This is a genomic window from Photorhabdus stackebrandtii (genome assembly GCF_011189495.1).
GTDB classification, from domain to species: Bacteria; Pseudomonadota; Gammaproteobacteria; order Enterobacterales; family Enterobacteriaceae; genus Photorhabdus; species Photorhabdus khanii.
The window spans coordinates 35881-62056 of record NZ_PUJV01000004.1 but is presented as its reverse complement, the minus strand read 5'-3'; the positions used below and the strand labels follow the sequence as shown (position 1 = coordinate 62056).

The following is a 26176-nucleotide window of genomic DNA, read 5'->3' as shown; positions in this document are numbered from 1 at the left end:
ATAAAAATATTTAATTGTATTAAAGATGTTTATTCGATGATTATGGATATATGATTGTGAAACCGATTGATTTGTCTATAGCACCTTCTGAAACACTATTATTTGTCGAAATTAGTTTTGCTATGAATTGCATGTCGGCATTTCCACCTTTTGTTACTGTTGCAAGTCCTGTAGCATGTTCTCTCGGTTTTATTTCAGTTCCATCATTTGCCTTGAGTATTTGGATGCCTACTCCAGCAACTCCTGAATTGTAAACGTTTCTATTATTAGTATCAGGATCACCATCAAAAGAGATACCTAGCGTTTCTGCTCTGGGGCAGGTTGTTAAGGAAATAGAAAAATCTTTACTTACACCAACTGTATTTGAAGCTGTTCCAAAAGTGTTTTTTGATAATTTACCGAATTTAACGTCTACATTCTTGGTACTTATTGTGCATCCTGCATTATCAATAGTACCTCGGAATCTAATTGTTCCGTCATGGGATAACGCACTAAAACTGCTAAAAAACCCTAATATTGTCACTAAAGAAACCCAAATAAAATTCTTTCTCATTTAAAAATACCTTACCTTGAATAAAAATGTGTGTGATTTTTTCTGTGTAATAAAACTATATACCCAACCAGAGTTATAATTTAATGGTTGATTATATAATTGAATTAATTTACATAGTGATATATAACTCGATTGAGTTTTTACCTCTATTTTGTATATGCTTTTAATTTTTTACTAAGCATCTTTTACTGATAAATAGTTTGTCAGTAATTTCTGTGATTTTTTTTGGATATATCATCATGTTTGTTAATAATAATCTTTGATATTAATTTTAGCCCAAGGAGCAATTTTTTCTCCCAAATATCATCTATTACTGCAAATTTTTTAACGTTATTAATAATGATTCTTATTTTTGTTAAAATATCGCAAGTACCAAGATAAGATAAATTTTCATACCAATCATGAAATTTTACAAGGTGATTGTTATCATGCAGTGAAAAGCGCTTGTGGGCAAGATATATACATGGATAAATTTATCTTTATTGTCTTTTGAGCGGATGTCCACTAGTGAAATAACTGCGTTAATGAAAGACGAACTACCACTGTTAAGCTCGGCATATGTATCTTAATACAGAGACTCACATCAATGTTCTGATTGAGCGAATCATTGTACTGCTATATTAATACAATTAGAAAAACTGCCATCTTGATTATGATTACGATAGCAACAATTTTTTCTTAATATTACTAACTTGTTTTCAATTTGGAACTTTCATCTTCCTTTAGGGCTATTCTCATGCGATGAAGAGGAGTATTAACTAAAATATGATCTTTTTCAACAACTTAAATAAAAAAATAGTGTTTTTTTTCTGTTTTATAAAAATATCTTGTTATTTCATAATGTTATAATTATAAATTAATCGTTTGATTTGGTGTGTTTGTATGTAATTTTCAGATTTAAACAATTGATTAAATGTTTTGAACAGCGGAGATAGTAGTGATATTTATTATCTAATCTAATGTTTTATCATTAATAATGATATGAATCAGACGATTTAGTTCTTTTTTTCTGGTTATTTGTTGGGATATTCTATTGCTAATGATTAGGTCGTGTGTTTTATGATCAAAATCATTATCGATAGCTTTAATTGTGAAGATTTAATCATTAATCAGGCAAAAATAACTGTGTTAGCAAGGGTTAGTCTGTGTTTTCGCTGTTTTTTTACCGTAGGCCCTAATAATAGTAACTCAGGGAAGTTATATGGAGATCATGAATATGGGCGTTGTAATGGAAAGATGAACTATCATAATAAGGTAGATGGAAAAGGAAACCATCAGTTTAAAATAGGCTTTCCGACAAAATAATAATTGATTTTTAAATGTGCTATGTGGTTCATGGGTTCGATGGTTTTATGTCTCATGGACCACCATTCATATAAGAGATTTAACTACAGCGTAATTTCGTAGTTGGTGAAATTCAATTCAAGGAAAAATTCAGTTAGAAGAGAAGCTAAGCTAAGGTGATTAACAGGGCGTATACACAACGTTGAGCAAAAGCGGAAAATCAGCCAGTAAAATTGCTGACAGGTTATATGAAAGCACGTAATGTTGATACCGATAGTTAACAAACTGTTTAAAATTAGCCATTGTTATTTCCTAATGTATTGACTATCGAGCAGGCAATATTTGTGTCATTAGGGCTTGAATTAGTGACGTTGCAGTATTGGCGTATACGCATCAATTAATACAGCACTGCATGTTATAGAAAATGAAGCGGTGGGAGGAAAGTCGCGACTCATATTTGTCAATGCGAAAACTCACCTGGGATTCTGGCTTTGAAGGTAAGAAAATAAACGTATGACTGTAAAATTTGAACGATTGTACCAGCTAGCCCAGCACGTCGATTTTTCGGTGCTTATTCCCCCTTTGGTAATACTTCCTGCTGATGAAGCGCTTGCTATCACAGCGGTTTCTCCACAAGCTGATGCTGATCTACTACGCACCATCTACAGCAAGCATATTACCGAGCAACACGGTTGGGTTAAACAGGTAGTGGAAGTCTGTGGTCCGCCTCCCTGGATTGTTCGTAGTGCTGGTCTGGAGGATGGTGACGCTTTCGTCAATGCGGGTGGCTATGCCAGTGTAATTTGCCATCGCACAGCAGATTTTGCCGAGACTGTTGCTGAGGTTACCTTTAGTGGATTTGAACCTCAGGCTATTGCACAACAGCGGCTAATAAATCCTGATTATCAACCTCAGCCAATCGCCTGTTTTGTTCAGCGGTTGATTGAAGGTATTCCATCCCTAGTGGAACCCTTACAGGCACCCTATCTGACTGCTGATGTATGTCATAGTTTGTACAAAATTATCCTGCAGTTGCATCAATATTTTTCTGAAGTTGCGTTAGATACTGAGTGGGTATTGGAAACAGATCATGGCCTGGTATCGGCTACTGGGCTGACCTTGGCCGCCCCTGATGGCATCCGGGGTGAACTGGCGTTTGGTTTTGGCTTTGCGTCGGCGCAATCACCTGGTTCAAGGGTAAACTCGGTCGCCTATCATTGGCCGACATTAGCTGCTCCCTTGTGGTATAGCTCGCAATTATGCCAAGTGCACGTAAATAAACTTTGGTTAGTACAGGTGCGCCCTGCACCGGGTTACACGCTTGAACGTCGTGTTCAACGGTTAACAGCCGAGGTACGAACCGAGTTGGCGCGTTGTATGCGTGCAGTACCGGTGACAGCCCTATTGCATCCTGTCGCACCCTCTTTAGGCAGCTTCCTTTCTGCATCGACATTGGATGATGCCTGGTCTCGTTACCTGCGTCTTCCCCCATCGGTGCAAACGGCGCTTACCGCTGTCTTCGTTGAATCTGGGGTGGCCTGTGAACATGCAGGTATCATGTTTCGCCAACAAAATTTGCCGGTTTTTCTTACCCAATTAATGGATCTACCCGCTGTTCCCTGGGTAGTCATTGATGGTATGGGTGAGCTGGCCTACTTTAGTGCACAAAAGCCGCTTGTCGTACTGAAAACGGAAGCAGCCGAATCGGTTAATTTGCCGGCTTCAGCGCAACGTGTGTTTGACGACAGTGAATCCCTGCCGATTGGGGTGCTTACATCTCAATGTATTACCGATCTTCTGCAAAACGCGTTGACCGGTTTGCCTATGTTAACGGAAAAAGCCTATACCGCCCTTAAACAACGCTCGATTTTTCCAACAGATACCTGGCTACAAAAAGGTAATGTTGTTCGGAGCCCTGGTTTAACCGGTTGGCTTCTCGCACAGACAGGTGAGAGAGCCATTGAGTTTCTACCCTCTCATTGGCCGACAACGGACGCAACCGCGGATTATCTCAGTGTTTTCACCGCCAAAAACAATCCTCAGTCTGCGTTATCGCGCTTATGCAAGGCTATCCCAACACTTGCAGACAGGATCATCCAACTTAATGATCTGCGCCTGCTTATGCAATTAATCAAAACTGAAGCATGGATTGAGAAATTGCCATCCATCCGACTGGCTCCATGGGTTGATGCTGCGATAACCGAACCGTATAGCGATGCACGCCTGTTGCTGGAATGTATACTTTATGTACTAGAAGATACAGAAATTCTGCCCGTTTACGAGGATGCCGATCGGCTAAATATCGTACATGCTTTGGTCAGTGCAGTAGAATCCGGGCTTTCTCCTGGCTCTCTATTAGAAATAATACACCATAGCCAATTAGCACCGACTGCGCTTGCTAGTCTGGTATGTGCACCCAAAGCATTTGCTGCCTACCTGGCTTTTTTAATTCCGCTGAAACGCTTTAAGGCGGCCGCTGCACTGGCTGGCGCCGGCGAAGCAGCGGATTTACGGCAAGCCACTGCCAGCCTGATGGAGACCCTGCGGAACGCAAATTTACCCACATTGAAAGGGCTCTGCCGCATTGATCTGGTGGATACTTATGATCAAGTGCTTAAAGCTGTATTAATCGATGTGGTAGATCGGCGTGATCCCATTGCATATCAACGTTACCTGGATCTGTTGAGTGGTTGGATTGCCTTTGCCCAACTGTCAACTCTTTCTGCCGCGGAGGAGGCTGCACTGCTCTCTTTCCTCAGATGGATAGAGAGTGCTCGTTATCAACCGATGCCAGACAATTTTTTTCTGGAATTAAAAGAAAATATTGCGGAATTTTTGGGCGACGACTTCTTGCGCTGGCAAGTTTTAATACCCATTGCCGGCAATATGGTTCCTGATCAACTCCCTATAGAAAATGCACATCAACTACATAACCTTTTGCATCAGTGGATGCTGGCTCGTTTCCGAACCGGATCAGGTTCGGAACTGCCTGTTCCTCTACGCAAACTGATAAATATCGCAGATGGTTTTGGCGATGTGTGTTCTTGCCTGCTGAGGTTAACACGGAACATTTTAGAGATCTCACTCCCCTTTGTGGTACACAAGGCCAGCTTCCTTTTTAATGAGAAAGAATTAATTGTTGAATTTGCCGAACTACCGAACGCTCCAGAAGAGGATATTGGTCGTTTACATGTATTCGAAGCGTTGGCGTTGCGTATCGTCGAATGGGAACCTGTATGGCGGGTATCACTGAATCGAGTCTGTCAGTTAGGTACCTGGACACTTTTCTTGCGCATGCAGCGTATTGATGGCGCAGGGTGGCAAGCCAAGGATCTACATCAACTGGTGCTTTGGTTACGAATGTTGTTCGATACAGCTTACGACTTCTCGTATGTTCCTAACGATGAAGTGTCACATGTATATGAAATGGCTGGTCATCCTCTTTGGCGTGAGCTGTTTCACGCTTATGCTACTTACCGGGCTGCGGTTGATTTTTCTACTCAACGTATCACCGTCTATTCATTGCCCTTTGCCACAACGCTGGCAGCTCTCTGCCTGAATCAATCTGTACGTGATGAGGTAACTGGAGCCTGCATTGCCGGTTTTGACATCGCTTGGCAAGCTTTTCATTGCATTGTTGAAAAATTGGAGAGAACTGTAACTGACCAAAACCAGTGGGGGATACTTTACACTACAGCAGGGCAACTGGGATTGTTGCTTTCAGCGATGTGGCCGGAACAGACACTGGCGAGGATGACACAAGTGCCGCTATCACCTGTTGCCGCGGAACGGATTGGTGTCAGTCTGTTACATCGTCGTGACCTGACTGCCACGTTGCAACAGCTGATTACAGTGCCGGAAAATGCTACCTTGCGTGATTTGGTGTTGCACCATGTTCCTGAAATCGCTGTGAGCGCAAGTTCTGCCTCTACAATTGCAGATAAAGTCATAGGCTGGCAAAGTAAGTTTAAGCGTTGCAAGGAATATCTGCTTGCCTATCATGCCAATTTACTTTCTGACAGCCAATGCCATCAATGCGTTAAACAGCTCGGACTGGTGCCCTATGGCATAACTGAGGAAATTGAAATCTCTATTCAACGTGCTCTGGCTCACACAGCAGCAGAGGAAAAAGGCCGTTTTAAACTGGCTGAAGTTGACCCTATTGCTATTATTCGTGCCATTAGTACGGAGTCTGGCGCAAGCGTGCTTCAATGCAAATCAGATAGCTTGTCATGCAGAAAGGTTTTGGGAGAAGTCAGAATAATATCAGTTAATTACATTCGGCAATTGATTATCAAAGTTGCTTGCGACACGACAGGTGATAATGCAGAAGAATTAATTGAGCGCGGACAGCTGGAGATCCCTCCACGCGATGCGATTGAATTTGTGGTACGCCTGGAAGCACTGTTTGACTGCACTTTGGGATGGTTGCGATATGAGCCTTTGTCAATAGGGATCAATGAATTTTCAGCAATCGTGAATAATGCTCTCAACGCGCGCACATCTATCGCATCAACATTATTTTTACCCAATAATTGGAGCTAGCAAGTCACAAGTAAGTGTGGTCAGCGGTGTGGTAATGCTCTGTAAATCTAGGAGATAACCGCTGACAAAACCAGTTGGTATATTGGAAATATGACCAATCATACTTCATCTTTTTTCTGCATTGGAACGGACATGACTTTGAGGTCATGTGCGACGCTGAATTCGGCTTCGGTTTTTTCTTGTAGAGTTTCTAGTGTGATACCTGGCGCATGTTCTTTCAGGATTAACTGCCCTTGTTCAAAGTAGAAGACGGCCAGTTCGGTGACGATCATCTTAACTTTGTTGACAGCGGTTAGTGGCAGGGTACATTGCTTGAGGATCTTTGCGGATCCGTATTTGGTACAGTGCTCCATTGCAATAATCACTTTGCGGGTACCCGTAACGAGATCCATCGCCCCCCCCATACCGAGCACCATTTTTCCCGGTATTATCCAACTGGCTAGGTTGGCATGTTGGTCAACTTGCAGAGCACCTAGCACACAAGCATCTATGTGACCACCGCGTATTAAGGCAAAAGAGAATGCACTGTCAAACATGGCAGCGCCTGGCAGGATGCCACAGGATTTTCCACTGGCATCGACCAGATTTGGATGAGGTTCTGTAACCGGGCCAAGGCCCAGAAAGCCGTTTTCTGATTGTAGGGTAATATGAATGTTATCGGGCAGATAATTCGCGACTAGCGTGGGAATACCGATGCCGAGGTTAACAACATCGCCGTCTTGTAGCTCAAGCGCAATACGATGGGCAATAAGTTGTTTGGCGTTCATTATGAATTTCCTCTCGGATAAACGATGTAGTCGATCAGTGCGCCAGGTGTCATAACGCAGTCCGGTGCAATCTCACCCACTTCAACCAGTGCGTCTGGCTCGGCAATCGTGATATCCGCAGCCAGAGCGATCACTGGGTTAAAATTACGGGCGCTTAACTGATAAGTCAGGTTGCCCTGATGATCGGAAAGTTGGGCTTGAATCAACGCCAGATCAGCACGCAGTGGGAGTTCCAGCAGGTAGTCTGTTCCGTTGAGGGTTATTTTTTGTTTTCCGGCTTCTACAAAAGTACCCACACCGGTGGGGGTCAGGAATCCGCCCAAACCTGCTCCGCCGCAGCGAATGCGTTCAATCAATGTGCCTTGAGGAACCAGTTCTACGTCTAATTCTCCAGCAATCATTTGGCGTCCGGTTTCCAGATTAGTGCCAATATGCGAGGTGATAACTTTTTTCACTCTGTTATTAACGATAAGAGGGCCGATGCCAAAGTCGACACGGCTGGTATCGTTGGCAATCAGGGTCAGATCTTTTACACCCGCGTTTAGTAATGCTGTGATTAAACCAAGAGGAGTGCCTACTCCAATAAAACCACCTACCATGATGGTCATTCCATCATAAAAATGCTCGGTGGTTTGCTGTATGCTAATGAGTTTATTTTTCATTAGTTAGCCTCTGATAAATCCTGTCTTTCAGGGAGGAAGGCAGTTTTCCGGTTAAAATGATTAATTTTTTCATTTTTTATATTTTCCTATGTAGTATGTGACGTTATGAAACGTGCATACCGTATCGGTTTTATCCAACTTACACCAATATCCGGTGATATCTTCGGCGGCAGGGTTAATCATCGTGACGCAGCCATAGATATCGATGGGAATGACACCATCAGCGGTATTTTATACGGCTAATAATAAGTTCATTAAGCGTTTTAGCTTCGCATAATGCCTTGGATAGCATGTTTATGCTGTCATCGATCTCGCTAATTTCTCCTTTCTGGGTATCCCTCCCTTCTACTCAACCAAATAGAAAATGATAAGTATAGCTAAAGAGATTGTTGGCATAACCTACATGATTACTTTTCCAGGCAGGGTATATAGTGACGACTTGTTAATATTTTGTGAGAAAATAATGAGTTTGATGGTATGTAAACCAGAAATAACAGGTTCTGTGTGACAGAAATACCGTTATTTTGAGTATAAATTGTTACCGGGTGCGAGCAAGGGGCTAAATGGGGCTGGTGATATACTGGTTTGTTAAAGGGTTGAAGTATGTGTCATTTCCTTTCCTAGTCTTTGCGTGTTGTCCATATTCACCATTTATTCACAAGAACCGTCTGCAACAATTACATCTACTACTGGAATAAACTCTTAATTTGGATAAGGTCCATTCAGAGTTTTATTTATAAAAGTAAGCTTGAATGAGCCATATAATGTAAATTCTGGATGGCGTGGATATCTATCAATTCCATTGATAGGCCATAATAGTAGTCATGGGTAGATTCACATAAGTAAGTGCAAGGGCATTATGGATTTATGTGCGGCGGAACTCGTCGTGCACTCTGCCCACGGAGGCCAGCGTAAATCCGTCACGGCCTGTGAAGTGGGGAAGCATCGCCCTTTAGGGCGGTGAGCAGCCACGATAAGAGCTTTTTATAATTAGTCAGTTATAGCGTTGGTGGTGCTATGCAGTATTCATAAATCAGCAATTTTGGAAAAGGGAAACATCAAATAGAAAAAAATAAATGAAATTAAAATTTGCTAAATGTCAGTATATGTGTTTTAATGGCTTCACTGGTTTGGAAGTACAGACCTACTTTATGAAAAGCAAGTTAAAGCAGTTCACCATTTAGCGTTATCCACGATACCACTTCATTGCGAATTCCTTCTAATTAGTACCCATAAGTAAAACTGAAAAACAGACCTAAATACGCCTTATGGCAACTTAAATAAAATTAAAGGAAAACTCTATGTCTAACGCAATGACTGGTTCAGTAAAATGGTTCAATAACGATAAAGGTTTTGGGTTTATTTCCCCAAAAGATGGCAGCAAGGACGTTTTTGTCCATTATTCTGCAATTCAGAGCAATAATTTCAAAACACTGGAAGAAGGACAGGAAGTTTCATTCGCTATTGAGAATGGTGCTAAAGGTCCATCAGCAGTAAATGTTATCGTATTATCTTGATTTGACTTAACTGCTTAAATCTGTTAACGACTTTACGATAGCGATGAAGGTAATATCCTGAGCAGCTAAAGTTGTTAATCAGTAAAAACCCGCTTAATTGCGGGTTTTTCGCATATGTACTCGCCCAAATGTTACATGCTATTCCTTGCTTGTTATAGAAAAAATCCGGTATAAGAAATGTATACCGGATTATCCTACGGGTATAAGATCGCTCAATATTTCTCTCAAACGATCAGCACGACTTTTTTGGCAGCTTAAAGGGCACCAAATCTTGAAATTTCCCTTGAGTTTATAGCCCGTTAGTCGTTCCTTGTCAGACCCGCATCAGGGAAGGAGGCAGATCTTTGGACTGGTGGGTGTCAGGTGTAAGGCGTTGTTCAATGTCGTCAATGAAACGCTCTAACCAAGTCTGGAGTTCAACCACATCCAACTCGGGCAAAGGGCGTTGTGACCACAGGATTGCTTGTCCATCTAGATCACCTTGGACATGGGCAGGCCAATGTTGTCCAAAAAGGTTGTTAGAGCGGCTAACTTCGGAGCCTAGTTCGCAGAACAACTGTAGCCAGTCATCGTGATAGAGGCCAATCAGTACCTGAAAACGTCCGTTGACCTCCAAAGTGTAGATGTCATCGTCGGTAGGGGATGCTGGGAGGCCAAGTTTGGAGAATAGGGTTTCTATTAGCTGGTGGTAGTCATGTGTCATTGTGTTTTAGGCTCGTAGTTAAGAACTTGGAAATATTGTCCCAGACCGATTTCCTTGTTATACATGGACTTAGACCAGAAATCCTGAGTAAACCAGTTGGAGAATGAGGTTTTGTCCAGGAAGTTAAATTCGCCGAAGTTAGGATCGAAGAAGGTGACCCCTTTCTGGTCATCTACATAGGCTGCTACTGTGTGCCCAGCCATTTTTCCGTCAAAACTGATCTTCTTATAGCTCGATCCTTTGTCACCTGTATCCAGGATGGCGTTTAGTAGATTTTTTGTGCCTTTGTTGCCAGTTTCGCCGCTTACTTCAAGTGGGCTTCGTGGTTGGATGCCATTCTCACTGAGCCAGGATTCGGTTATTTTGGCTTGCTCGGCATACGGATCTATGCCATCCATCTGTAATTGTTTGATGGAAACCAGAGAATCGATATGGAACTGACCTTTCTGGCCTCCTACATAGAGTTGATCAAAGATGCTCTCACCTTTGGCATGGGCGCTTATCCAGTGGGCGGATATGGATTCACAGACACCGCCGGCGGTGTCTTTATGTTTCATGATTTGGTCCAGAAAGGCGCCTTTGGTCTGGGCAAATTTGAAGGTGACTTCGCCGCCATGCTTACCCGCAGAATCCCGGACGCTCCCCAGTTTAGTGCTGACCGCAAAGTGAATGATTCTGTCCATTATCATGCTGAAGGTGAAGCGGCTCTCTTGGTTTTTCTTGCCATCAGTCGTCAGTTGGCGATCGAGCATGGAGTGGCCTGGAAGATTACGTTGAATCGTAGCTGAGAGGCGTTCTAGCAACCCAGGTCTGGGGGAAGAGACTTTCAGGGATCGACCAGAGAGTTCGCCCTGTAACTGATTAACGGCTGTGGTGTCGAGTTGTTGGGTAGGAAATATTCTTTGGTGATTAATAGTTGAGATGGGAGACAATGGCCACTCCTTGAATAGTTTTTTGCAAGATTATTCCAGGGAATATGAACCTGGATGTTAGATAGAGTGAATCATAATGTTTTGTCGAAATAGAGAATATTAATAACGGCAGAAGAAATTTTCACTTTCCGTCGAAAACCAGTTGTATATCTGGAATGTTGTAAGACTCTCATTCCAGAAAGGTTCCAACTCTCTTTTTTATCCATTTGGGTGGCGAAATAGTCAACTCTGCCATTGATTATTAATCGCGGACATGAGTGCGTCGAGTTGGCTATCTAAGCTGGCATCAATGATCCCGACTTCTGTTTCCAGAATGCAGCCGCCCTGATCGAGGCGATCATCCGCCGTGACTTCTAAGTAGCCGATCTCAGGAAAGTCTTTATGTACCCGGGATATCTGTTCGCGTACTGTTGCCGCCTGTTCAGGATTAACCCGCAGGATGACCTGTTTTTGGTTGCTGACTAATGAAAGGGCTTCACGAACTACCTGTAAGGTAAGGGAAACTTGGTCATAATTCTTCAGGATTTTACGAACAGCTTGCAATACTACATCGCTCATTTGTTGCTCGACTTGTCGGTAATATTGCTGACACTGAAGCTGGGTTTGGTGAATTAAGTTGGCTTGTTCTGCGCGGGCAGCATCAATACCGGCCTGCCAGCCTAATTCTTTTTGTTGCTCATAAACGGTCTGGGCTTCACGTTCAATTTCCTGAGCCTGGATCTGAGCGGCATCAAGCAGAGACTGGGCACTGAGGCAGGTTTGATAGTCTGCTTTACGCAATATCAGAAGTTCAGGAGAAAATTGAAGATGTTCTTTTGTTATTTTAATAAAAGGTAACATTCTGTATTCACTTGTTTAGCCAATTTGAGACACAATGCCTGTGCCAGTGGTCGTTCTGCCTGGCTGACAGGCCAGGCAGGGAGATTGTCATGAGGGGGAAGCCGTAAGCTCAGGCGTTTGGCGAAATCGGCAGGAAGGGGTTCCATAGCCATTAGCCAAAACTGTAAGGCACTGGTACAAAAATAGTTTGTACTGATTACTGGTGGCAGTGAACGTTGCCAACCAGCCGGCCAGTTGCCGATAATGATGTCAAGGTACTTTAAGCAAAAGTGATGTCCCTCTCTCCCAAGCGCGTCATGTAAATGGCGAAGTTCTGCCGCCAACAGGCAATGGCGAATAGCTTGCCCGTGAAGTAAGGCTCCCAGCCAGGTAAGAAGTTGTTCTAAGTATGATTGCTCCAGCAAGGCAATATTTCCCAATCCGGCTGGTAACTCATAATCTACGTTCAGGTCAAATTGAGTCAACAGTAGTCCATTGACTCTGGGAGAGCTACGCCATTCAGGAAGGGAAGACAAGACTGAAAGCCAATCTGGTGATAGATGGCCCGCATGAATATAACTGGCAGGGCAAAACCGAAATTGATAGGGCGTTAATGCTGTTACCATTATTGCATCCTGCTTCGGTGCCACAGGAACTGAGCCAGATTGCTGATGAATAACAAGGCTAACAATAAAACCAGAATTCCGATCAAGCGGCCTTGTGACTCTTCAGTAACCTGGATAGAAAATAGTGTGGAATAGCGCGGGGCTAACGGTACCTGACGCACACCCGCCGCGGGGACTAATACAACGCTGATGCGGTCATAACTCAGTCCTTCGATGCTGTTATTGACCAGTTGTTTTATCTGGGGAATATAAGTATCGAGTTGAACGTCAGCTGCGTGTTTGATAAACACAGAAGAAGAGGCCGGCGATAACTTTTTACCCAGTCTGTCTTGTTCCTCCGGCAAGACCACATGTACCCGTGCCACGAGTACGCCATCGATCTCAGAAAGCGTTCGGGCAATCTCCTGCGCTTTGGCGAAATTGAGCCTCGCCCGCTCTTCTACCGGTGAGGAGATAAGGCCATCTTTAGGGAAAACATCTTGTAAAGAGGAGAAATTCTCCCGTGGATACCCTTTGCGTTTTAGTACCTCAACAGCTTGTGCGACATCGGATTCTTCGACTAATAGCTTGATATTGTCATCTTTGTCCGGTTGCTTATCCGAGGAAATGCCTGCTTCCCTGAGCAAAGCCAGCATTTCGTTGCCTTCTTTTTGGCTAACTCCAGTATAGAGTTCGATTTTACATCCTGTTAGCATGAATACGGCTAACAGGATGCAGATTATAGGGTGTTTCTTCACGGCTCCTCACTGGGCTTTCATTAGGGTTTCAACGTTTTGATTCAATCGTCCTACTGTTTTGGCAATCAGCTCTTCTTGCAGGGTGATCCGCATTAGAGACCATTGCATTTGCATCAGGCTATTGGGATCACTGCCGGGGACTGCCAGCTGTGTTTCCAACTCTTGTTTAGCCTGAGTAAGTTGTTGTCTATACTGGCCCAGTTCACTGAGCAGGTTGTTTCCAAGCCCCTGATCTTGATTGGACATAGCCAGTTCAAAATGTGCAACATTTTCGGCACTGGCCTGAGGTGTGTTGAGTTCATCCAGGCTGGTTATCAGTGTCTCGCTTATCTGAGGTAGATCCATTGTTCCTCCAAATTTGAGGTGTGTTGAATTTATTTAGACTGTCTATCCGTGTCTCACTGAGTTGTGGTTGGTCCATTATTCTTCCAAATCGAGTTTGTGTGAGTTTCGTATCAGGTTATCCACCATACCGTTACGGGGGATAAGCGTTTTCAACTCACGTCGGATTAGATCACTCAGGTACTCATTACCGTCTAGAGATTTAATCTCGCCGAGTACCTTGAGAAAGACAGTTTCTTGTTGTCGACCTGTGGGCGCGAATTCACGAACAATCGCTCTGAGTTCTGGCAAATCCAGTTGTGGCTTGACGGGTAATGTCAGGCCGCCGAACTGCGACCACAGATGTTCTTGTACGGGAGCAACAAGCGTTGCCTCTAACTGAACACGCTGGGAGGGGTGGCTATCAGGTAGCAGGGTCTGATACCACTGCCAAGCGATTTTTCTCTGTGTCGCTGGATCAAAGTCGTTTAAGACTTTTTCCAGAGGCTCCCCCCGTATCCAGCGTTGTTGTCTCTCTTTCAGCGTCTGTTGATCAGGCATGAGTTCGAGTACCTGTTCAAAGTCGTGCTTGTGCACAACGCTGACTGAAGACAGTGCTGTTGGTTGCGATGGTATATTGTAGGATGGTCCTTCGATCCTATTCATGAGTCAGTTGCTCTCTCATACCGTCAACAAAGGATAGCAATTGCGGGTCGTCACTGCCCGCCATTCGCGTTAGCCTTTGTTCCAGGGCTGAGGCCAGCCCTAGGCGCCATTCACACAAAGCTAACCAGGGCTCCAGACTGGGCCAGGGAAGATCCCGTCCAAGATCCAGAGCCTGTTGATATTTGCCTTGGTTCGTCAGAGAAGAGAGCCGAATCAGGTTTCCTGCTTCTTGTCCTTCCTCGTTTAACATCAGCCAGTCGGCAATAATATTGGCTTCATTATGGCAGTGGTGGCCGCTCCCAACCAGAGCAATATCTGCCAATAGCCCTTTGAGTGAACGTGTCATGATTAGATCTTCTGTAATATACCCTGCATCAGGTCCTTCATGGACCGGGTGACAGTGGAGTTAATGTTGTAGATGACTGACCACTTGTTGATTTTGTGTTGTAAATCTGCCAACAAGGCAGGGTTATCTGGACCGTTGTTGAGTTCGGCGATTGCATCATTGACGTCGCTGTTGGCCTTGTTAGCTTGGGTTTTAAGCTGGTCAGCAACTTTATCGAGTGTATTAACCGTTGTTGCGGAACTAAAAATCTGGGCCATTATGGCCTCCTTCTGTTGTGTTAAGTATTGCGATCGCAGCTTGTAGGGCGTCAGCCTCTTGCTGCCATTGTTGATATTCTTGTACCGAACCACCACGTCTCAGGCGTTGTTTGATATCGTTCAACGCCTGAGAGAGGCGGTGTTGAATTTCGTTGACATAAGTGGGATCAGCACCGAACAGTCGTGCTTCCAGGGATGTCATCATAAAGCTGGGCTCCTGTTAAGTTTGACGATAAATTGCTGCTCACCTTTGATAATAACAATGGCGTCTCGACGGATAGCTTCGATCCTCAAACCATTTTCTGTTGTTGCTCCGACGGGATAACGCAGGTTATTTTTTAGTACCACGTAAGGTACACGTCCCAGAGAAACCGCCCGGACATCGAAATTGAGTTCATCATTGCGGGAGAGCCGGTTGTTATTTAGCAATACCAGTGTTGGCCGGTTGCCGAATTCTTGCTTAAATACTTGCTGTAAGCGGTAGAAATTATGAGTCTGGAGTTCATCCAATTGACCTGTGAACTCGATACGATCGTTTTTATCCTGATAGGTCAGCGAGTTCGGTAAATCATGTTTAGCCAATAGCATATCCAGTCGTTTGAGATGACCACCGGTTAGCCGCGTCTGGTTTTCTATACCGAGTAGGCCCGGAACATCACGTTTGAGCAGTGACTCAATGTCATTCCATTGCTGATCAGGATCAGTTAATTCTCCCGTAAGGCGGATCCAGCCGGGTTGTTTGCCATTACCGCTTTGGATCTGGGTATAGCCTAATTTTTGTAAAATGAAATCTACCCCTTGGCGTAATTCCTCCATGGTACGTAACTCCAGCCGATAACTGAGGGAGTGAGTATCAAGATACTGTTGCAGTGCCAATCGTTGGTGGTTGAAGTTCACATAACCCTTGAGCAGCAGCGGCCCATTATTGGGCATCATGTGCACACTAACCTGACGATAGGCTGAATCTTCATTAAGGAAACGGCGTAGTTCCTGTTCGGCCATACCATGGGATGGATTGTGCCTTTGCCACCCTTCATGTCCAAGCAGCGCCAGAAAGGCGAGTGCCAGTACCAGACAGAGTATCAGCATCCCGCCAGCAGCCCGGCTACGGTTTTGCCGGGCAGGGCGCTGGTGTGGTGTTACTGCCGGTTCAGCGAGTTGGTCTGGGAATGTCTGTTGTTGGTCACAGAAAGCCCACAATAACGGCCCTGTCTCTTGGCGAGCCAGAGCTTGCAGTGAAGCTCCCGGTGATAGGGGTTCGCCATTCTGATTTGGCGTTGTTTCACCGGCCCATTCCAACAGGCGGATTGAGTCTGCTTCTACTTCTAAGACGAGGTGTACAGGGGCAACATCTTCATCCACCAGAACGATATCTGCCTGTAAGGGGTCTGAGCCGATGGCTAAGCGCCCTTCAGCTAAATTGACCTCAATACTTTTATTCAGTCCGCGGTAGAAGCGAATTTTCCAACTCATCTGATCGCCTTATCTTGCGCACGAACACACCAGGTATCCTTTAGTGAACATTGTTGCTCAATGACTCGCCATCCATAAGTCTTGCCCATTCGGCATGAGGCCAAAAATGAGCTTTTACCTGCTTGCCGTAGCGTTTCTTGCACTTGACGGGCAGGGGATAAAGGTTGGCATTGCGAGCCAGCCAGTACTTTACTCAGAGAAACGCTCTGATTAGAGATATCTTGTGTTGCCAGTAACCGATGGCGCAGATCTTGTCCGTTACCAAGAGCCAGATAATGAGCTATCCCACCATCAATCAGCCGTGGCTCAATAATAAATAGTCGTACTGATCGTCGAACTTGTTCAGTGGTACTGCGGAACAAAACACCCAAGTAGGGGATATCGCCTAAAAATGGTACTTTGCGCTGGGTTTCACTCATCTCGTCACGGTAGATGCCGCCGATCAGCAAACTTTGGCCATGTCCAACCCGGGCAACGGTATCGACAATAGTTCGGCTGATGGTAGGAATGCCATCCAAGCCTGAACTGTTGGGCTTCTGGTTACCATCTTCAATATGCAGACTCAAACTGATTTCAGGAGAATCTCCGATTTGGATGACTCTGGGGGTCATGCGCAGCATCGTGCCATAGGTGAGGCTTTTAAGCTCGGCAACCCGTTCACCATTAACTTTTACGTAATAGGTTTCATTGTGGTCAATGACCGCTTGAGTATTCTCCTGAGTTAAAAGCGTCGGGCGGGAAACCACCTGAGCACTGCCTTTACTCTCTAACAGGGTTATTTTGGCTAGTAGATAATCCAGGCCTCGGCGATCAACTAAGCTACCCAATGCCGCTGAACCGATGCTCTCCCCTTTTTCCTTTTTCTCCCTGGTAGTGGTGATATCGATAAGATGGCGAGGACCGGTATTGATACCCACCTGCCAGTCGACACCCAGTTCAGAAAGGTTGTCGGCGTTGATGTCGACGATGGAAAGTGCAACTTCAATACGGGCAGCGGGTTTGTCCAGTGCGTTGATTAAATGTGCGTACATGGACATCCTTTCCGGGGTGTCCCGTACAATGATTGCGTTTAGGGACGGTTCTGCCTGTACAACAGCACGGCTTGAATGGCCTCCTCCCATAGACGATGCTGTTTCACCCGTGACAGTTGTCACATTAGCATCACTGAGCAGGCGGGAGAGAATAGTGGCAATGCCCGGCGCCTCAATATTACTATCACGATACTGGATCTGACGGTCTGTGACGGAGGCGTATTTAAGAGGGAAAATTTCCACTGTTAACGCCCCGGTTTTTTCGCTACGTAGCAATGATTGCTGTTCCAATGCGGACGCAGTCTGATCGACCAGTTCAAGATAACGGGGAGGGCCTGATACGTAAACCAGTTGGTTACTTGGATCTGGGCGCCAGCCAAAGCGGGGTTCCCAAATACCGGAACGTTTCAGGGCTTGTTGTAGCTCTGTTGCGTTGGTTTGTTCAAGCTTAAGGAGACGCGATTGTATTTCGTTGTTTTTGAATACATAAAGCACACTCCCGTCGTAATACCAGACCAGGTTATAGAGAGAGGATAAATGTTGCAGGAATTCCTGAGGGCCATCCTGTTCAAAATGGCCGTTAACCTGATCGGTCACCTTATCACTGACAACCACTGATGCGTCATAGTTAGCGCCGAAATTAACCAGCACATCCCGCAGGCTTTCCCCTTTTGCCAAATAGTCATAAGGCGTGGGCAACCAATCCAGATCCTGGCTGAAAGCCGAGGGGAGCATCATGCTACTGATACTCAACGACAACAGTAAGGAACGGCACAGCCGTTGGAACTGTTTCATGGCTGCCATATTACTTGTTTCCATTGAGGGGAAGATTGCGTTTCCGATAATAAGTCCATAATTTGTTCCAGTAGATCGACATGCATAGTTAGCATCTGTTCCAGGATTTGCACATCCAAGCTGTCAGGATCAAGGCGAGCCTCCAGAATAAGATTCTCTGATTCATCCAGGGTCAGTGCGTGGGGAGCATGGCGTCCCCAACGAGTGACCTGTTGCAGCAGTGTCTTCAGTAGTTCAGTGCCTGATGGATCTTTTGGGTTATGGCGCCAGTTTAGAGGGCTGGATAATACAAGTTCAGTTCCTTGTTGGCGAAGAAACAGGTTGTAGTTATCAATGTGCAAATGGTAATGCCCTTGTCTGTCGGAAACAAAAGGTTTCTGGCCCAGGCGGCTGGCCAAATGATTGAGTAGAGTTTGCATGTTTCCTCTAATGATTAGGTCGTCGTCGATTGCCAATAAAAACTGTCCTGTGGCAGGCACAGGGCACGAGAGCAGAGCCATTGTTGCAAGTGGATAGCAGCCTCTGTGTCGTACTTTAAGGTGGTCAACCATGTCCAGCAGGGTGACAGTGCTTCAGGAACCGGGGTGAAAGCTGTCAGATTGTCGTCGGTCTGGAGTACATCCAACCCGGTAAACCAGTTGGGCCATGTTTCATGGGCCTGGGTTTCCGCTGTCAACAGTAGCTCTTCTAATAGCTGCTTACGTTGGTCGAGTGCTGTTTGCAAGGATATAATCTCTTGGTGGTGTTGCTCCCTGCATTGAGATGATACGTCTTCAACCTGTTGCCAAAAATGCGCCTTAGCGCGCAATTGCCGTTCTTGAATCTGCAACTGATCAAGTTCGATAAACCAGAGTTCTATCTCTGGGTCTAACAGGCGGAGCCACCAATCAAATAGTGGCTGTAGTATCCAATACTGTAAAAGATGCCTGTCGGCCAGGTTAATGTGGTCACCCAGTACCGTGTCCCAGTCACATTCTGATTTTGCCGCCGCTCTGATTAGTTGTTGCAGGTCATTACGTTTCAACACTTGCCCACAATTTAACCGTCTGCGAAACCAAACAGATTTCATTAGGCTTTCCAGAAGATGTCTGGGCAAAAGGCGTTGTAACAGAACAAACTGTTGGTTATTGATAATGTCTCTATTCTGGTACTGAATAACCGATGATTTTCCGATTAATTGCTCTCGGCGCGGGACCCCAGACTGCATGACAGAGATCTTGCGGCCGAGAAACATGCTGGTTCGAGTCTGATTATGGTCTTGCTGGCTCATGCTATGCTCATCTTGCTGCTAGTCACTCTTGTCGATTAGATTAGGAATGACCTTATTTTATCTGTCAGGCCAATGGTTAACTTGTAAAAAACGTCAGATTATTTTAGCCAATCGTTACTCTTTGCCATACCTGGCACGACTGGGGGTGCAATTAAAGCGTCTTCGATAGCTTTGAGTAAAGTAGGATTGGCTGGAGAATCCGGCTTCCATTGAGATATCAACAATACTCATTTCGCTATTGAGTAGTAGCTGATGTGCATAAAGGATACGGCGTTCACTGATCCAGGCTCGTGGTGATATGCTGTATACGGAGCGGAATAATTCCTTGAAAGTAGTTAATCCCATGCCAAATTCTTTAGCGAATTCGCTGAGTTTCCATTCTTTGAGGTAGTGATTTTCCATAAAGCTTTGTAAACGTTCTACCTGGCGATTGCTCAATTGTCGTAATACCGACATGAGCAAAACCCCTTGCTCGCCAAATGACATCAACAGCAGCAATTCTTCTGTTCTTAATTGACCCAAGGCTGGGGGATAATCATGAGCCAATAGATCGAGCAGTCCACTAACACTTTGGGATAATAGCGGAGATGAGGTAAATGCAATCAACTCGGGTGTTGGTACATTATGTCGCTCGACTTCGCTGAGCAGAGTGCCAAAACGTTGCAGAAAACCGTGAAGGAAAGTTGTACTCAACGGTAACCAGAGTAGCTTGCAGGTATCACTCCGAGTTTTTGCTGCGTAACTGCCACGACGAACAAAAAGCAGTTCATTATGGGAGAGATCGTAGGTATTGGTACTGTCCTGCCATGTCATCTCACCTTCGAGCAGGATATATATCCCTTCCTGATGATGTTCTATAACGTTGAAGGCAGGCATGCTACGCTGGAATAGAGTGATATCCATTCCCTTCCCTGATGTTGTGATGCCGTTCATTTTATTGTCCTGGATCTATTGGTGTTGTCTTAAAAAAATATAAATTACGTTATTTTTATTGATATTAAATATATGTTTTCTTTGGTTTTACTACCTGCAATAGACAGGAAGAATAGTTTTATGTGTTTAACGGGATAGTGAGTTGTAAGGCCTTTTAATTAAAACAGTTTTTCTTCTGGTAGCATATTAATGTTCTCGATGATATGAATAACAGTATTATTCTCACATTTTATAAACGACAGATGAAAAGAGATCAATTTTTTTACATAGTAAAGATTGCTTGTAGATTCCTCATTCTGAGTCATAAGTTGGGCTTTTTATTCTGTCTCAATTATTAGTTTTCTCCTTTTTATTCAGATAATGTATGGATGATTCAGAATACGTCAATTATTGTCATGGTTATCTGAGTATTAATTGATTAAAGGGCACAGAAGTCAGTATGCAGCAAGATCTAATAGCTCAAATAACCCATGCATAATAGTAGATCACTTGATAGGAATTTCAAATCTGGTTTGAACGATTTTATCAATTGATAAAAAGAAAGAATCAACCTAACTGAATTGGATTGTTTATTATAATATCGTTTAAGGAACACTGAGCTATCAGTAGTCATCTTTATTTATCTTAAATTTGTTGCAATTATGTGGTTTGGTCACAATGAATTAAGAAGTGAACCTGAGTCGAGTTTTTATCAGGTTGCTTCGGAAAGGTGGTTCAATGCGCTATAAACTGAATAAATCTTAAATACCGAGCTGCCGGGAATGATCGACATATAGCGAACATTGACTTATCGTATGGTCAGCATGGCGCATCTTACACCTCAAGTAATGCTATTTGAGGCAGGTTACGGCTCAGGAGAACGATCTTGCCACTGTTCTAACCAACGTAAAACTTCTGCGGTGGCTTGGATGAGATCGGCAGGAATATAGTTATCGATGAGGCCATCCTGATAAAGTGCCCGTGCGAGAGGAATTCTCTGTAACACTGGAATACCTTCCTCTTCGGCAATACGCCGGACTTGCAGGGCCTGCGCATCAGTGAACTTGAGCGTAATAAGAGGTAAAGGTGTCTCTCCTTTCTTATAGCGGATACCGACGGCAATATGAGTTGGGTTGGCAACGATCACCGATGAATTTTTGACGCTAGCGCGCATATTGCTTGATTGTAATTCCTGGTGAAATTGGCGTCGCTTGCTTTTGATCTCCGGGCTGCCTTCACTCTCTTTATATTCGCGCTTGATTTCGTCTTTGCTCATTCTGAGCTGCTTGATATGTTGGTAGTGTTCGAAGGCATAATCGGCAATAGAAATCACGATAAACCCGATACCACATACGGTCATTAGTTGGGTTAACATCATACCGAGTACAGGGATAATACATCTTGTCCCACACTCCGGCAGGTACAGCAGCGCCTGTAGATTACCTTCCAGGGTAACCCAGACCAGGATACAGAGCAGCGTTACTTTGAGTATTGATTTGACGAATTCCATCAGGCTCTTGATAGAGAAGATTCGTTTGGCCCCTTCAACAGGATTGATCTTTTTGATGTCAGGCTTGATGGAATTTCCACTTAACAGGAAGCCGTATTGGGCAAGGTGTGATGCTAAAGATAGTAAAGCGGAAACGCTTAGAATTGGCAGGCAGAGGTAAACCAGCTCCTGCATCAGGTTTTCAACGACATGATTTAAGGCTTGGGGAAAGGGTTTTTCCAGTAGACTAGCCGGGATTAGCATCAGTTTACTCAGATGTTCCAAATAGTATTCAGACATGACCATTATCATGCCGATCAGCCCTAGAATTAAGGAGGTCGATACTACTTCGTTGCTTTTGGTTACCTGGCCCTTCTTACGGGCATCTCTGAGTTTTTTGGGTGTAGGTTGTTCGGTTTTTTCTCCACTCATGGTGCCTCCAGGACAGGAATTAACATGCGCACTGGAGAGAGCGTTAGCAATACTTTATCGTAAGCATGATGCATCAGCAATCGGATATAGATAACGAGTAACAGGCTGGCAATTGCGCTCTTGATTGGCATCGCCAATACGAAAACATTGAGAGATGGGGCGAAGCGGCTAATCAGAGCCAGCCCGAACTCTGCCAGAAACATGGCAATTAATAAAGGGGCAGCCATCAGGGCGCAAAGTTGCAGCAGATAGCTGAATTGGCCGTAGAAAAAACTGATCCATTGGCTGGTAATGTGGGGGAAAAACTGAGCTACCGGCCAGCTGTTGTAACTCTGAAATAGGGCACCAAGCAGACTAAGGAAAGCGCCGCCGGAGAAAAAAAGCGTGATTAGAGTTTGCGTTAATAGCAGGCCAGTGGGTGAAGTTTGGCTTCCCAGAGATGGGTTAAGTACCGAAGCCATTGTTGCTCCCCGTTGGTTATCTATAATAAAACCGGTAGCTTCCATGGCCCAAAATGGGATAGAAGCGATAAAGCCGATTAGCAGACCCAGCAAGACTTCCTTACCGAGCAACAGCGTCAATTCCAGGCTGCCAAATGTTGGCAGTGGGTTACCTGCTACTGTTGGATAAGCGTAGAGAGCCAGTGAGCAAGCCACACCGTTGCGAATCAGTCCACCACCCAGCATCTGTTTGCTGAGTACAGGAAATATCACAAAACAGCTCATGATGCGGGGCAATAGCAGGGTATAAGCAAGGATTTGTTGCTGTAGCTCTTGTATCATTTGATCAATGGTACCTTGAGAAAGGCCATGTTGGCGAAGCTGTAGAGCTCGTTACCAAGCCAGGTCGCCGTGGCGAACAGGGTAATAATGACCGCAATTAATTTAATGACGAAACCCAGCGTTTGTTCTTGTATTTGGGTCAGTGCTTGGATCAATGAAACTAATGTTCCCACTGCGGCAGCCATCAGTACCGGTGGTAGGGAAAGAATTAATACCAACCAGAGGGATTGGCTGGTGAAGTGCAGAATATCAGCATTACTCATATTCAGGCTCCATAACTGATGACAAGGCCGTGTGTCAGGCGTGTCCAGCCATCAAGCAGGACAAATAGCAGTAACTTGAAAGGAAGAGAGATGGTCATGGGAGAAACCATCATCATCCCCATCGCGAGCAGAATATTAGAAATAATGAGATCGATTGCAATGAATGGCAGATAAAGAAGAAACCCAATTTCAAATGCACGGGTTAATTCACTGACTGTAAAGGCTGGCAGCAGGATCAGCAGGCTATCTGGCTCTAGCCGGTCAGCATACTGGCTTGGCCAAATCTGTCGGGTGCTATCAATAAAGAAAGTGCGCTCACTGGGCTTAATATGTTGTTTGAGAAAGTTCCGGTAAGGTGCGATGCCTTCTTCCATAAATTTTTCTATCGATTCAGAGTTGCTGAATGAAACTTCATTCTGGCGCAGATAATCTTGAGTAGCGAAGCCCACCGGGGCCATAACATAGATAGTAAGGATAATGGCTAATCCATACATAGCCATATTGGGGGGGATCTGTTGTACGCCCAAGGCGTTACGCAGCAAAGAAAATACCACTGCCAATTTGAGAAAAGAGGTGGCCATAACTGCAATAAAGGGGAGCAGAGCCAATAAGGCCAGCCCGATGATAAGATCCAACTCGTTTGGTAGTTGGATCATGATTGTTTCTCCGTAAAGAGATGTTCAACTCTTACACCTAAACGCCCCTGAATGTCCACCAACCGCCCGGAACCGAGGCATTTCTGATTGACGAGAATACGTACTTCACCGTCTGGCGGAACACCAAGGTCAAGTAGTGAACCGGGTTGCAGACTGGTAAGCGTATGTAAATCCAAGGTCTGACGACCAACTTCGAAACTGACATGAACCTCCAGGCTGTTTAAGTCCGTTACCGGCAGAGTATTGTCAGGACTGTCAGGAGAGAGTGTGTGCATAGTGATTAACTCCAGTTTATGTTCATGGTATTTAAAGTAGGCCCAAGGTCGTCCTTCCAGATGTGCTAACAAAGGGGCATCTGGTTGTTGCTGTGGGGGCAGGAGCAGCACATCCCCTGGTTCCAGGGTGTGAAACTCGTCTAAAGTCAGGCTTATTGTTCCCCATTGCAGAGAAAGTTGTAATGGAATAGGCAAGTATTCGCCTGGTTGACGTTTTGGTAATATGGCAAATAAGGGCGAGGGTTCTGGTAACCAGAGTGGCAATATGGCACCTGGCCGCTCAAAGCGTAGTAATAAGCAGGCTGATAAAGAGAATTCTGATGTAGTTCGCAGTGCGGACCATGACAGGTCGGGTAGTGCTTTGCTCTGGTATTCCATCAATGCTAGCAGCAGATCCTGAGGGAGTGAGGTTAAATCCGCTTGTTGTAGATCGGGGGCAAGCCACAGAGACAGTTCGGCTGCATGGCAGAAAAAAGAGAAAGTATGCCCTTTCCAGTGGGTGATCAACACCTTGTCCAGTGTTTTGGGAGGGGAAACGATATCCAGGGTGAGATGACCATTAGCCCAGCTAAATTGTTGCTGATGACGACTCAGGGTTTGACGCAGAGTCAATTCTTCCAATGAGACTTTGGGTAGTAGCGTCAGGCTATTCATGCATCGTTTTTCCATTCTTCATATATGCTGCGACTCTGGCGTGATCCGTGCTCGCTATCCGTTTGAGACGGGAGGGAGAGTTCGACCGTTTGTGTTGGATAAAGGAGCTGTAGACGTTCAAGTAGCTCAAAGCGTGCCTGCTTCAGTTGTTGTTGAGCTGCCGGACTCGCCAAAATCTCTATTTGAAGTTTGCCATTCTCATTGGTTAGTTGAATCTCAAGAGCACCCAGATTAGGGAGTGTCAAATGTAATGTTGGCGGGCGTTGCTGCCGTGTTAGTTCGATACTGATCTCCACACTCAATTTATCGATCAACGTCTCCAAAAAAGGAGAAATGGTTGAGGTTGCTTGCATCGTAGCGAGTATGCGCTCACCAGGCAGGAGCTGTGTTTGTGGAAAGAAGGGCACTTTTCCTGCTGATTCGCCAGCATCGGAGGGCTGAATGTCAGACTCTTTTGGCTTTGATGCCGATAAATGGTATGTCTCGATTTCGGTAAGAATCTTTTGTTCCGTGATGCTGATTTCATCAGCATGGGGAATAGGAAAAGCCAGATCCGCCTGCTGGCGGGGAAATATGCTTTGCTCTTGTGTATCTTGCTGAGATCTGGATATGCCGGGCGTTATTTGCGCCACTGCATAATATACCGGTTCATCGTTTGCGTCTTTCTGTGCAGGAATCGCTGTTGTGCCAGAATAGGCTGCGACAGAGGGCGTGATATCAACCGGCTTTAGGTCAGCAGATTGTGTGTTCAGAGCAGATTGGCGCGTCAGGATACTGGGCGTTGGCAGAGATTCTTTTATTTCGTTAGCGATCTCATTGAGACGATTAACAGAGGCCAATAAGCTTTTTTTCTGATTTTGAGGTTGTGTGGGTACGTCTCGTCCTGGTAATGGATGAAGAATTGCTGTGTCCGGATGAGGCACAACCGTAGATGTCATGTTGACCGGCTCCAGATTGGGAGTGTGTACTGGGAGGTCTGGTGTCGCCAGAGAGTTTGCCCTCATATCGTGTTCCTGGGACTCTTTTATCTCAATGGGGCGGCCAAATTCTGCTAAAGCTTCTTTATGCTTCAGGTTAGCTTGGTTCTCTTCTCTCTTATGTGAAAAAGAAGAGGTGCTATGGTATGGCAGCGGTAAGGTGTGTTTGTGCGGATCATCAGTTGCCTGATGTGTGGAATCGAATGGAGGAAGTTCCTCATTTGCATCATGCGTGGAATGGAGATCCGCTGTTTTGCTGTTTGTGGCCGTGTCGGTTAATGATTGATCCACCCGTCGTGCTGTTGACGGACGCGTATTGGTGGCGTGAGAGGCGATAGCCAGTTCGAAACGGCGCTGCAAATCTGCATCCGCCGTTGCGGGGGACGTTGGGAGGGAGGAAACACCTTTGCCGATAGCTGTCAGTGGGTTCAT

General features: G+C 45.0%; 27 protein-coding genes. 3 read left to right on the top strand and 24 right to left on the bottom strand.

The features are described from left to right. Positions 1 to 40 precede the first annotated feature (40 nt). Entirely contained in the window at positions 41 to 553 is a 513-nt protein-coding gene (locus C5470_RS04905; protein ID WP_166286468.1) for a fimbrial protein, read from the bottom strand. Between the two features lie 1797 nt (positions 554 to 2350). Between C5470_RS04905 and C5470_RS04900 the strand changes: the two genes are divergently transcribed. Next, positions 2351 to 6382, top strand: coding sequence for a DUF6137 domain-containing protein (locus C5470_RS04900; protein ID WP_166286466.1), 4032 nt, complete (start codon positions 2351 to 2353; stop codon positions 6380 to 6382). Positions 6383 to 6480: 98 nt separating this feature from the next. Here C5470_RS04900 and C5470_RS04895 read toward each other — a convergent pair whose 3' ends face one another. Together C5470_RS04895 and atoD are read right to left on the bottom strand one after the other, a co-directional pair. Then, the gene (locus C5470_RS04895) at positions 6481 to 7149 is read right to left on the bottom strand and encodes a CoA transferase subunit B (protein WP_166286464.1); all 669 of its coding nucleotides are present in this window, start codon (positions 7147 to 7149) and stop codon (positions 6481 to 6483) included. Next, on the bottom strand, positions 7149 to 7811 hold the full coding sequence (gene atoD / locus C5470_RS04890) for an acetate CoA-transferase subunit alpha (RefSeq protein ID WP_166286462.1): 663 nt from the start codon (positions 7809 to 7811) through the stop codon (positions 7149 to 7151). The genes C5470_RS04895 and atoD overlap by 1 nt, the downstream gene beginning before the upstream one ends. 105 nt (positions 7812 to 7916) lie before the next feature. Here atoD and C5470_RS23560 point away from each other — a divergent pair, with 105 nt between their 5' ends. After that, on the top strand, positions 7917 to 8054 hold the full coding sequence (locus C5470_RS23560; protein WP_166286460.1) for a hypothetical protein: 138 nt from the start codon (positions 7917 to 7919) through the stop codon (positions 8052 to 8054). A gap of 1058 nt (positions 8055 to 9112) precedes the next feature. Continuing rightward, entirely contained in the window at positions 9113 to 9328 is a 216-nt protein-coding gene (gene cspE / locus C5470_RS04880; protein WP_166286458.1) for a transcription antiterminator/RNA stability regulator CspE, read from the top strand. Positions 9329 to 9641: 313 nt separating this feature from the next. Here cspE and C5470_RS04875 read toward each other — a convergent pair whose 3' ends face one another. From C5470_RS04875 to C5470_RS04775, 21 genes are all read right to left on the bottom strand, one after another. Continuing rightward, positions 9642 to 10031 carry a CesT family type III secretion system chaperone gene (locus C5470_RS04875; protein ID WP_166286456.1) on the bottom strand — a complete coding sequence of 130 codons (390 nt, stop codon included), beginning with the start codon at positions 10029 to 10031 and terminating at the stop codon, positions 9642 to 9644. Beyond that, complete coding sequence (locus C5470_RS04870; protein WP_166286454.1) at positions 10028 to 10963, bottom strand: YopT-type cysteine protease domain-containing protein; 936 nt, start codon at positions 10961 to 10963, stop codon at positions 10028 to 10030. The genes C5470_RS04875 and C5470_RS04870 overlap by 4 nt, the downstream gene beginning before the upstream one ends. 222 nt (positions 10964 to 11185) lie before the next feature. Beyond that, positions 11186 to 11803, bottom strand: coding sequence for an HrpE/YscL family type III secretion apparatus protein (locus C5470_RS04865; RefSeq protein WP_166286452.1), 618 nt, complete (start codon positions 11801 to 11803; stop codon positions 11186 to 11188). Further along, complete coding sequence (locus C5470_RS04860; RefSeq protein ID WP_166286450.1) at positions 11782 to 12408, bottom strand: Yop proteins translocation protein K; 627 nt, start codon at positions 12406 to 12408, stop codon at positions 11782 to 11784. The genes C5470_RS04865 and C5470_RS04860 overlap by 22 nt, the downstream gene beginning before the upstream one ends. After that, positions 12408 to 13145: a type III secretion system inner membrane ring lipoprotein SctJ gene (sctJ, locus tag C5470_RS04855; RefSeq protein ID WP_071880956.1), complete on the bottom strand. Its 738-nt coding sequence runs from the start codon at positions 13143 to 13145 to the stop codon at positions 12408 to 12410. Before sctJ ends, C5470_RS04860 begins: the two co-directional genes overlap by 1 nt. A 6-nt stretch (positions 13146 to 13151) precedes the next feature. Continuing rightward, positions 13152 to 13490, bottom strand: coding sequence for a type III secretion system inner rod subunit SctI (gene sctI, locus C5470_RS04850; RefSeq protein ID WP_166286448.1), 339 nt, complete (start codon positions 13488 to 13490; stop codon positions 13152 to 13154). A 75-nt stretch (positions 13491 to 13565) separates the two neighbouring features. After that, a complete protein-coding gene (locus tag C5470_RS04845; RefSeq protein WP_166286446.1) occupies positions 13566 to 14132 on the bottom strand; it encodes a YopR family T3SS polymerization control protein in 567 nt (188 codons plus the stop codon). Further along, positions 14125 to 14478, bottom strand: coding sequence for a YscG family type III secretion system chaperone (locus C5470_RS04840; protein ID WP_166286444.1), 354 nt, complete (start codon positions 14476 to 14478; stop codon positions 14125 to 14127). Before C5470_RS04840 ends, C5470_RS04845 begins: the two co-directional genes overlap by 8 nt. A 2-nt stretch (positions 14479 to 14480) precedes the next feature. Then, entirely contained in the window at positions 14481 to 14735 is a 255-nt protein-coding gene (sctF, locus tag C5470_RS04835; protein WP_166286442.1) for a type III secretion system needle filament subunit SctF, read from the bottom strand. Continuing rightward, positions 14719 to 14940 (bottom strand): EscE/YscE/SsaE family type III secretion system needle protein co-chaperone, encoded by a 222-nt coding sequence (locus C5470_RS04830; protein ID WP_166286440.1) that lies wholly within the window; start codon positions 14938 to 14940, stop codon positions 14719 to 14721. The genes sctF and C5470_RS04830 overlap by 17 nt, the downstream gene beginning before the upstream one ends. Continuing rightward, on the bottom strand, positions 14937 to 16208 hold the full coding sequence (gene sctD, locus C5470_RS04825) for a type III secretion system inner membrane ring subunit SctD (RefSeq protein WP_166286438.1): 1272 nt from the start codon (positions 16206 to 16208) through the stop codon (positions 14937 to 14939). Before sctD ends, C5470_RS04830 begins: the two co-directional genes overlap by 4 nt. After that, entirely contained in the window at positions 16205 to 18043 is a 1839-nt protein-coding gene (gene sctC / locus C5470_RS04820; RefSeq protein ID WP_278249174.1) for a type III secretion system outer membrane ring subunit SctC, read from the bottom strand. The genes sctD and sctC overlap by 4 nt, the downstream gene beginning before the upstream one ends. Next, positions 18031 to 18453, bottom strand: coding sequence for a YscB family type III secretion system chaperone (locus C5470_RS04815; RefSeq protein WP_166286434.1), 423 nt, complete (start codon positions 18451 to 18453; stop codon positions 18031 to 18033). Before C5470_RS04815 ends, sctC begins: the two co-directional genes overlap by 13 nt. Positions 18454 to 18467: 14 nt before the next feature. After that, positions 18468 to 19304, bottom strand: coding sequence for a T3SS regulon anti-activator ExsD domain-containing protein (locus C5470_RS04810; protein ID WP_166286432.1), 837 nt, complete (start codon positions 19302 to 19304; stop codon positions 18468 to 18470). 114 nt (positions 19305 to 19418) lie between these two features. Next, a complete protein-coding gene (locus C5470_RS04805; RefSeq protein WP_166286430.1) occupies positions 19419 to 20237 on the bottom strand; it encodes a helix-turn-helix transcriptional regulator in 819 nt (272 codons plus the stop codon). An 844-nt stretch (positions 20238 to 21081) separates the two neighbouring features. Further along, positions 21082 to 22137: a type III secretion system export apparatus subunit SctU gene (gene sctU / locus C5470_RS04800; RefSeq protein WP_166286428.1), complete on the bottom strand. Its 1056-nt coding sequence runs from the start codon at positions 22135 to 22137 to the stop codon at positions 21082 to 21084. Beyond that, entirely contained in the window at positions 22134 to 22919 is a 786-nt protein-coding gene (gene sctT / locus C5470_RS04795) for a type III secretion system export apparatus subunit SctT (protein ID WP_166286426.1), read from the bottom strand. The genes sctU and sctT overlap by 4 nt, the downstream gene beginning before the upstream one ends. After that, entirely contained in the window at positions 22916 to 23182 is a 267-nt protein-coding gene (gene sctS / locus C5470_RS04790) for a type III secretion system export apparatus subunit SctS (protein WP_021323784.1), read from the bottom strand. Before sctS ends, sctT begins: the two co-directional genes overlap by 4 nt. Positions 23183 to 23184: 2 nt before the next feature. Beyond that, entirely contained in the window at positions 23185 to 23838 is a 654-nt protein-coding gene (gene sctR, locus C5470_RS04785) for a type III secretion system export apparatus subunit SctR (RefSeq protein WP_166286425.1), read from the bottom strand. Then, positions 23835 to 24767 carry a type III secretion system cytoplasmic ring protein SctQ gene (gene sctQ, locus C5470_RS04780; protein ID WP_166286423.1) on the bottom strand — a complete coding sequence of 311 codons (933 nt, stop codon included), beginning with the start codon at positions 24765 to 24767 and terminating at the stop codon, positions 23835 to 23837. Before sctQ ends, sctR begins: the two co-directional genes overlap by 4 nt. Then, positions 24764 to 26176, bottom strand: coding sequence for a type III secretion system needle length determinant (locus C5470_RS04775; RefSeq protein WP_166286421.1), 1413 nt, complete (start codon positions 26174 to 26176; stop codon positions 24764 to 24766). Before C5470_RS04775 ends, sctQ begins: the two co-directional genes overlap by 4 nt.

Excerpts from the sequence above, each read along its gene's own strand:
- C5470_RS04845 (WP_166286446.1), bottom strand. The coding sequence starts at position 14,132 with ATGAATAGGATCGAAGGACCATCCTACAATATACCATCGCAACCAACA.
- sctI (WP_166286448.1), bottom strand. The coding sequence starts at position 13,490 with ATGGATCTACCTCAGATAAGCGAGACACTGATAACCAGCCTGGATGAA.
- sctF (WP_166286442.1), bottom strand. The coding sequence starts at position 14,735 with ATGGCCCAGATTTTTAGTTCCGCAACAACGGTTAATACACTCGATAAA.
- sctQ (WP_166286423.1), bottom strand. The coding sequence starts at position 24,767 with ATGAATAGCCTGACGCTACTACCCAAAGTCTCATTGGAAGAATTGACT.
- C5470_RS04900 (WP_166286466.1), top strand. The coding sequence starts at position 2,351 with ATGACTGTAAAATTTGAACGATTGTACCAGCTAGCCCAGCACGTCGAT.
- atoD (WP_166286462.1), bottom strand. The coding sequence starts at position 7,811 with ATGAAAAATAAACTCATTAGCATACAGCAAACCACCGAGCATTTTTAT.
- C5470_RS04815 (WP_166286434.1), bottom strand. The coding sequence starts at position 18,453 with ATGCAAACTCTACTCAATCATTTGGCCAGCCGCCTGGGCCAGAAACCT.
- sctS (WP_021323784.1), bottom strand. The coding sequence starts at position 23,182 with ATGAGTAATGCTGATATTCTGCACTTCACCAGCCAATCCCTCTGGTTG.
- C5470_RS04775 (WP_166286421.1), bottom strand. The coding sequence starts at position 26,176 with ATGAACCCACTGACAGCTATCGGCAAAGGTGTTTCCTCCCTCCCAACG.
- sctT (WP_166286426.1), bottom strand. The coding sequence starts at position 22,919 with ATGATACAAGAGCTACAGCAACAAATCCTTGCTTATACCCTGCTATTG.
- C5470_RS04830 (WP_166286440.1), bottom strand. The coding sequence starts at position 14,940 with ATGATGACATCCCTGGAAGCACGACTGTTCGGTGCTGATCCCACTTAT.
- sctR (WP_166286425.1), bottom strand. The coding sequence starts at position 23,838 with ATGATCCAACTACCAAACGAGTTGGATCTTATCATCGGGCTGGCCTTA.
- sctU (WP_166286428.1), bottom strand. The coding sequence starts at position 22,137 with ATGAGTGGAGAAAAAACCGAACAACCTACACCCAAAAAACTCAGAGAT.
- C5470_RS04865 (WP_166286452.1), bottom strand. The coding sequence starts at position 11,803 with ATGTTACCTTTTATTAAAATAACAAAAGAACATCTTCAATTTTCTCCT.
- C5470_RS04805 (WP_166286430.1), bottom strand. The coding sequence starts at position 20,237 with ATGAACGGCATCACAACATCAGGGAAGGGAATGGATATCACTCTATTC.
- sctD (WP_166286438.1), bottom strand. The coding sequence starts at position 16,208 with ATGAGTTGGAAAATTCGCTTCTACCGCGGACTGAATAAAAGTATTGAG.
- C5470_RS04895 (WP_166286464.1), bottom strand. The coding sequence starts at position 7,149 with ATGAACGCCAAACAACTTATTGCCCATCGTATTGCGCTTGAGCTACAA.
- cspE (WP_166286458.1), top strand. The coding sequence starts at position 9,113 with ATGTCTAACGCAATGACTGGTTCAGTAAAATGGTTCAATAACGATAAA.
- C5470_RS04810 (WP_166286432.1), bottom strand. The coding sequence starts at position 19,304 with ATGAGCCAGCAAGACCATAATCAGACTCGAACCAGCATGTTTCTCGGC.
- sctC (WP_278249174.1), bottom strand. The coding sequence starts at position 18,043 with ATGGCAGCCATGAAACAGTTCCAACGGCTGTGCCGTTCCTTACTGTTG.
- C5470_RS04840 (WP_166286444.1), bottom strand. The coding sequence starts at position 14,478 with ATGACACGTTCACTCAAAGGGCTATTGGCAGATATTGCTCTGGTTGGG.
- C5470_RS04875 (WP_166286456.1), bottom strand. The coding sequence starts at position 10,031 with ATGACACATGACTACCACCAGCTAATAGAAACCCTATTCTCCAAACTT.
- C5470_RS23560 (WP_166286460.1), top strand. The coding sequence starts at position 7,917 with ATGAAACGTGCATACCGTATCGGTTTTATCCAACTTACACCAATATCC.
- C5470_RS04860 (WP_166286450.1), bottom strand. The coding sequence starts at position 12,408 with ATGGTAACAGCATTAACGCCCTATCAATTTCGGTTTTGCCCTGCCAGT.
- C5470_RS04905 (WP_166286468.1), bottom strand. The coding sequence starts at position 553 with ATGAGAAAGAATTTTATTTGGGTTTCTTTAGTGACAATATTAGGGTTT.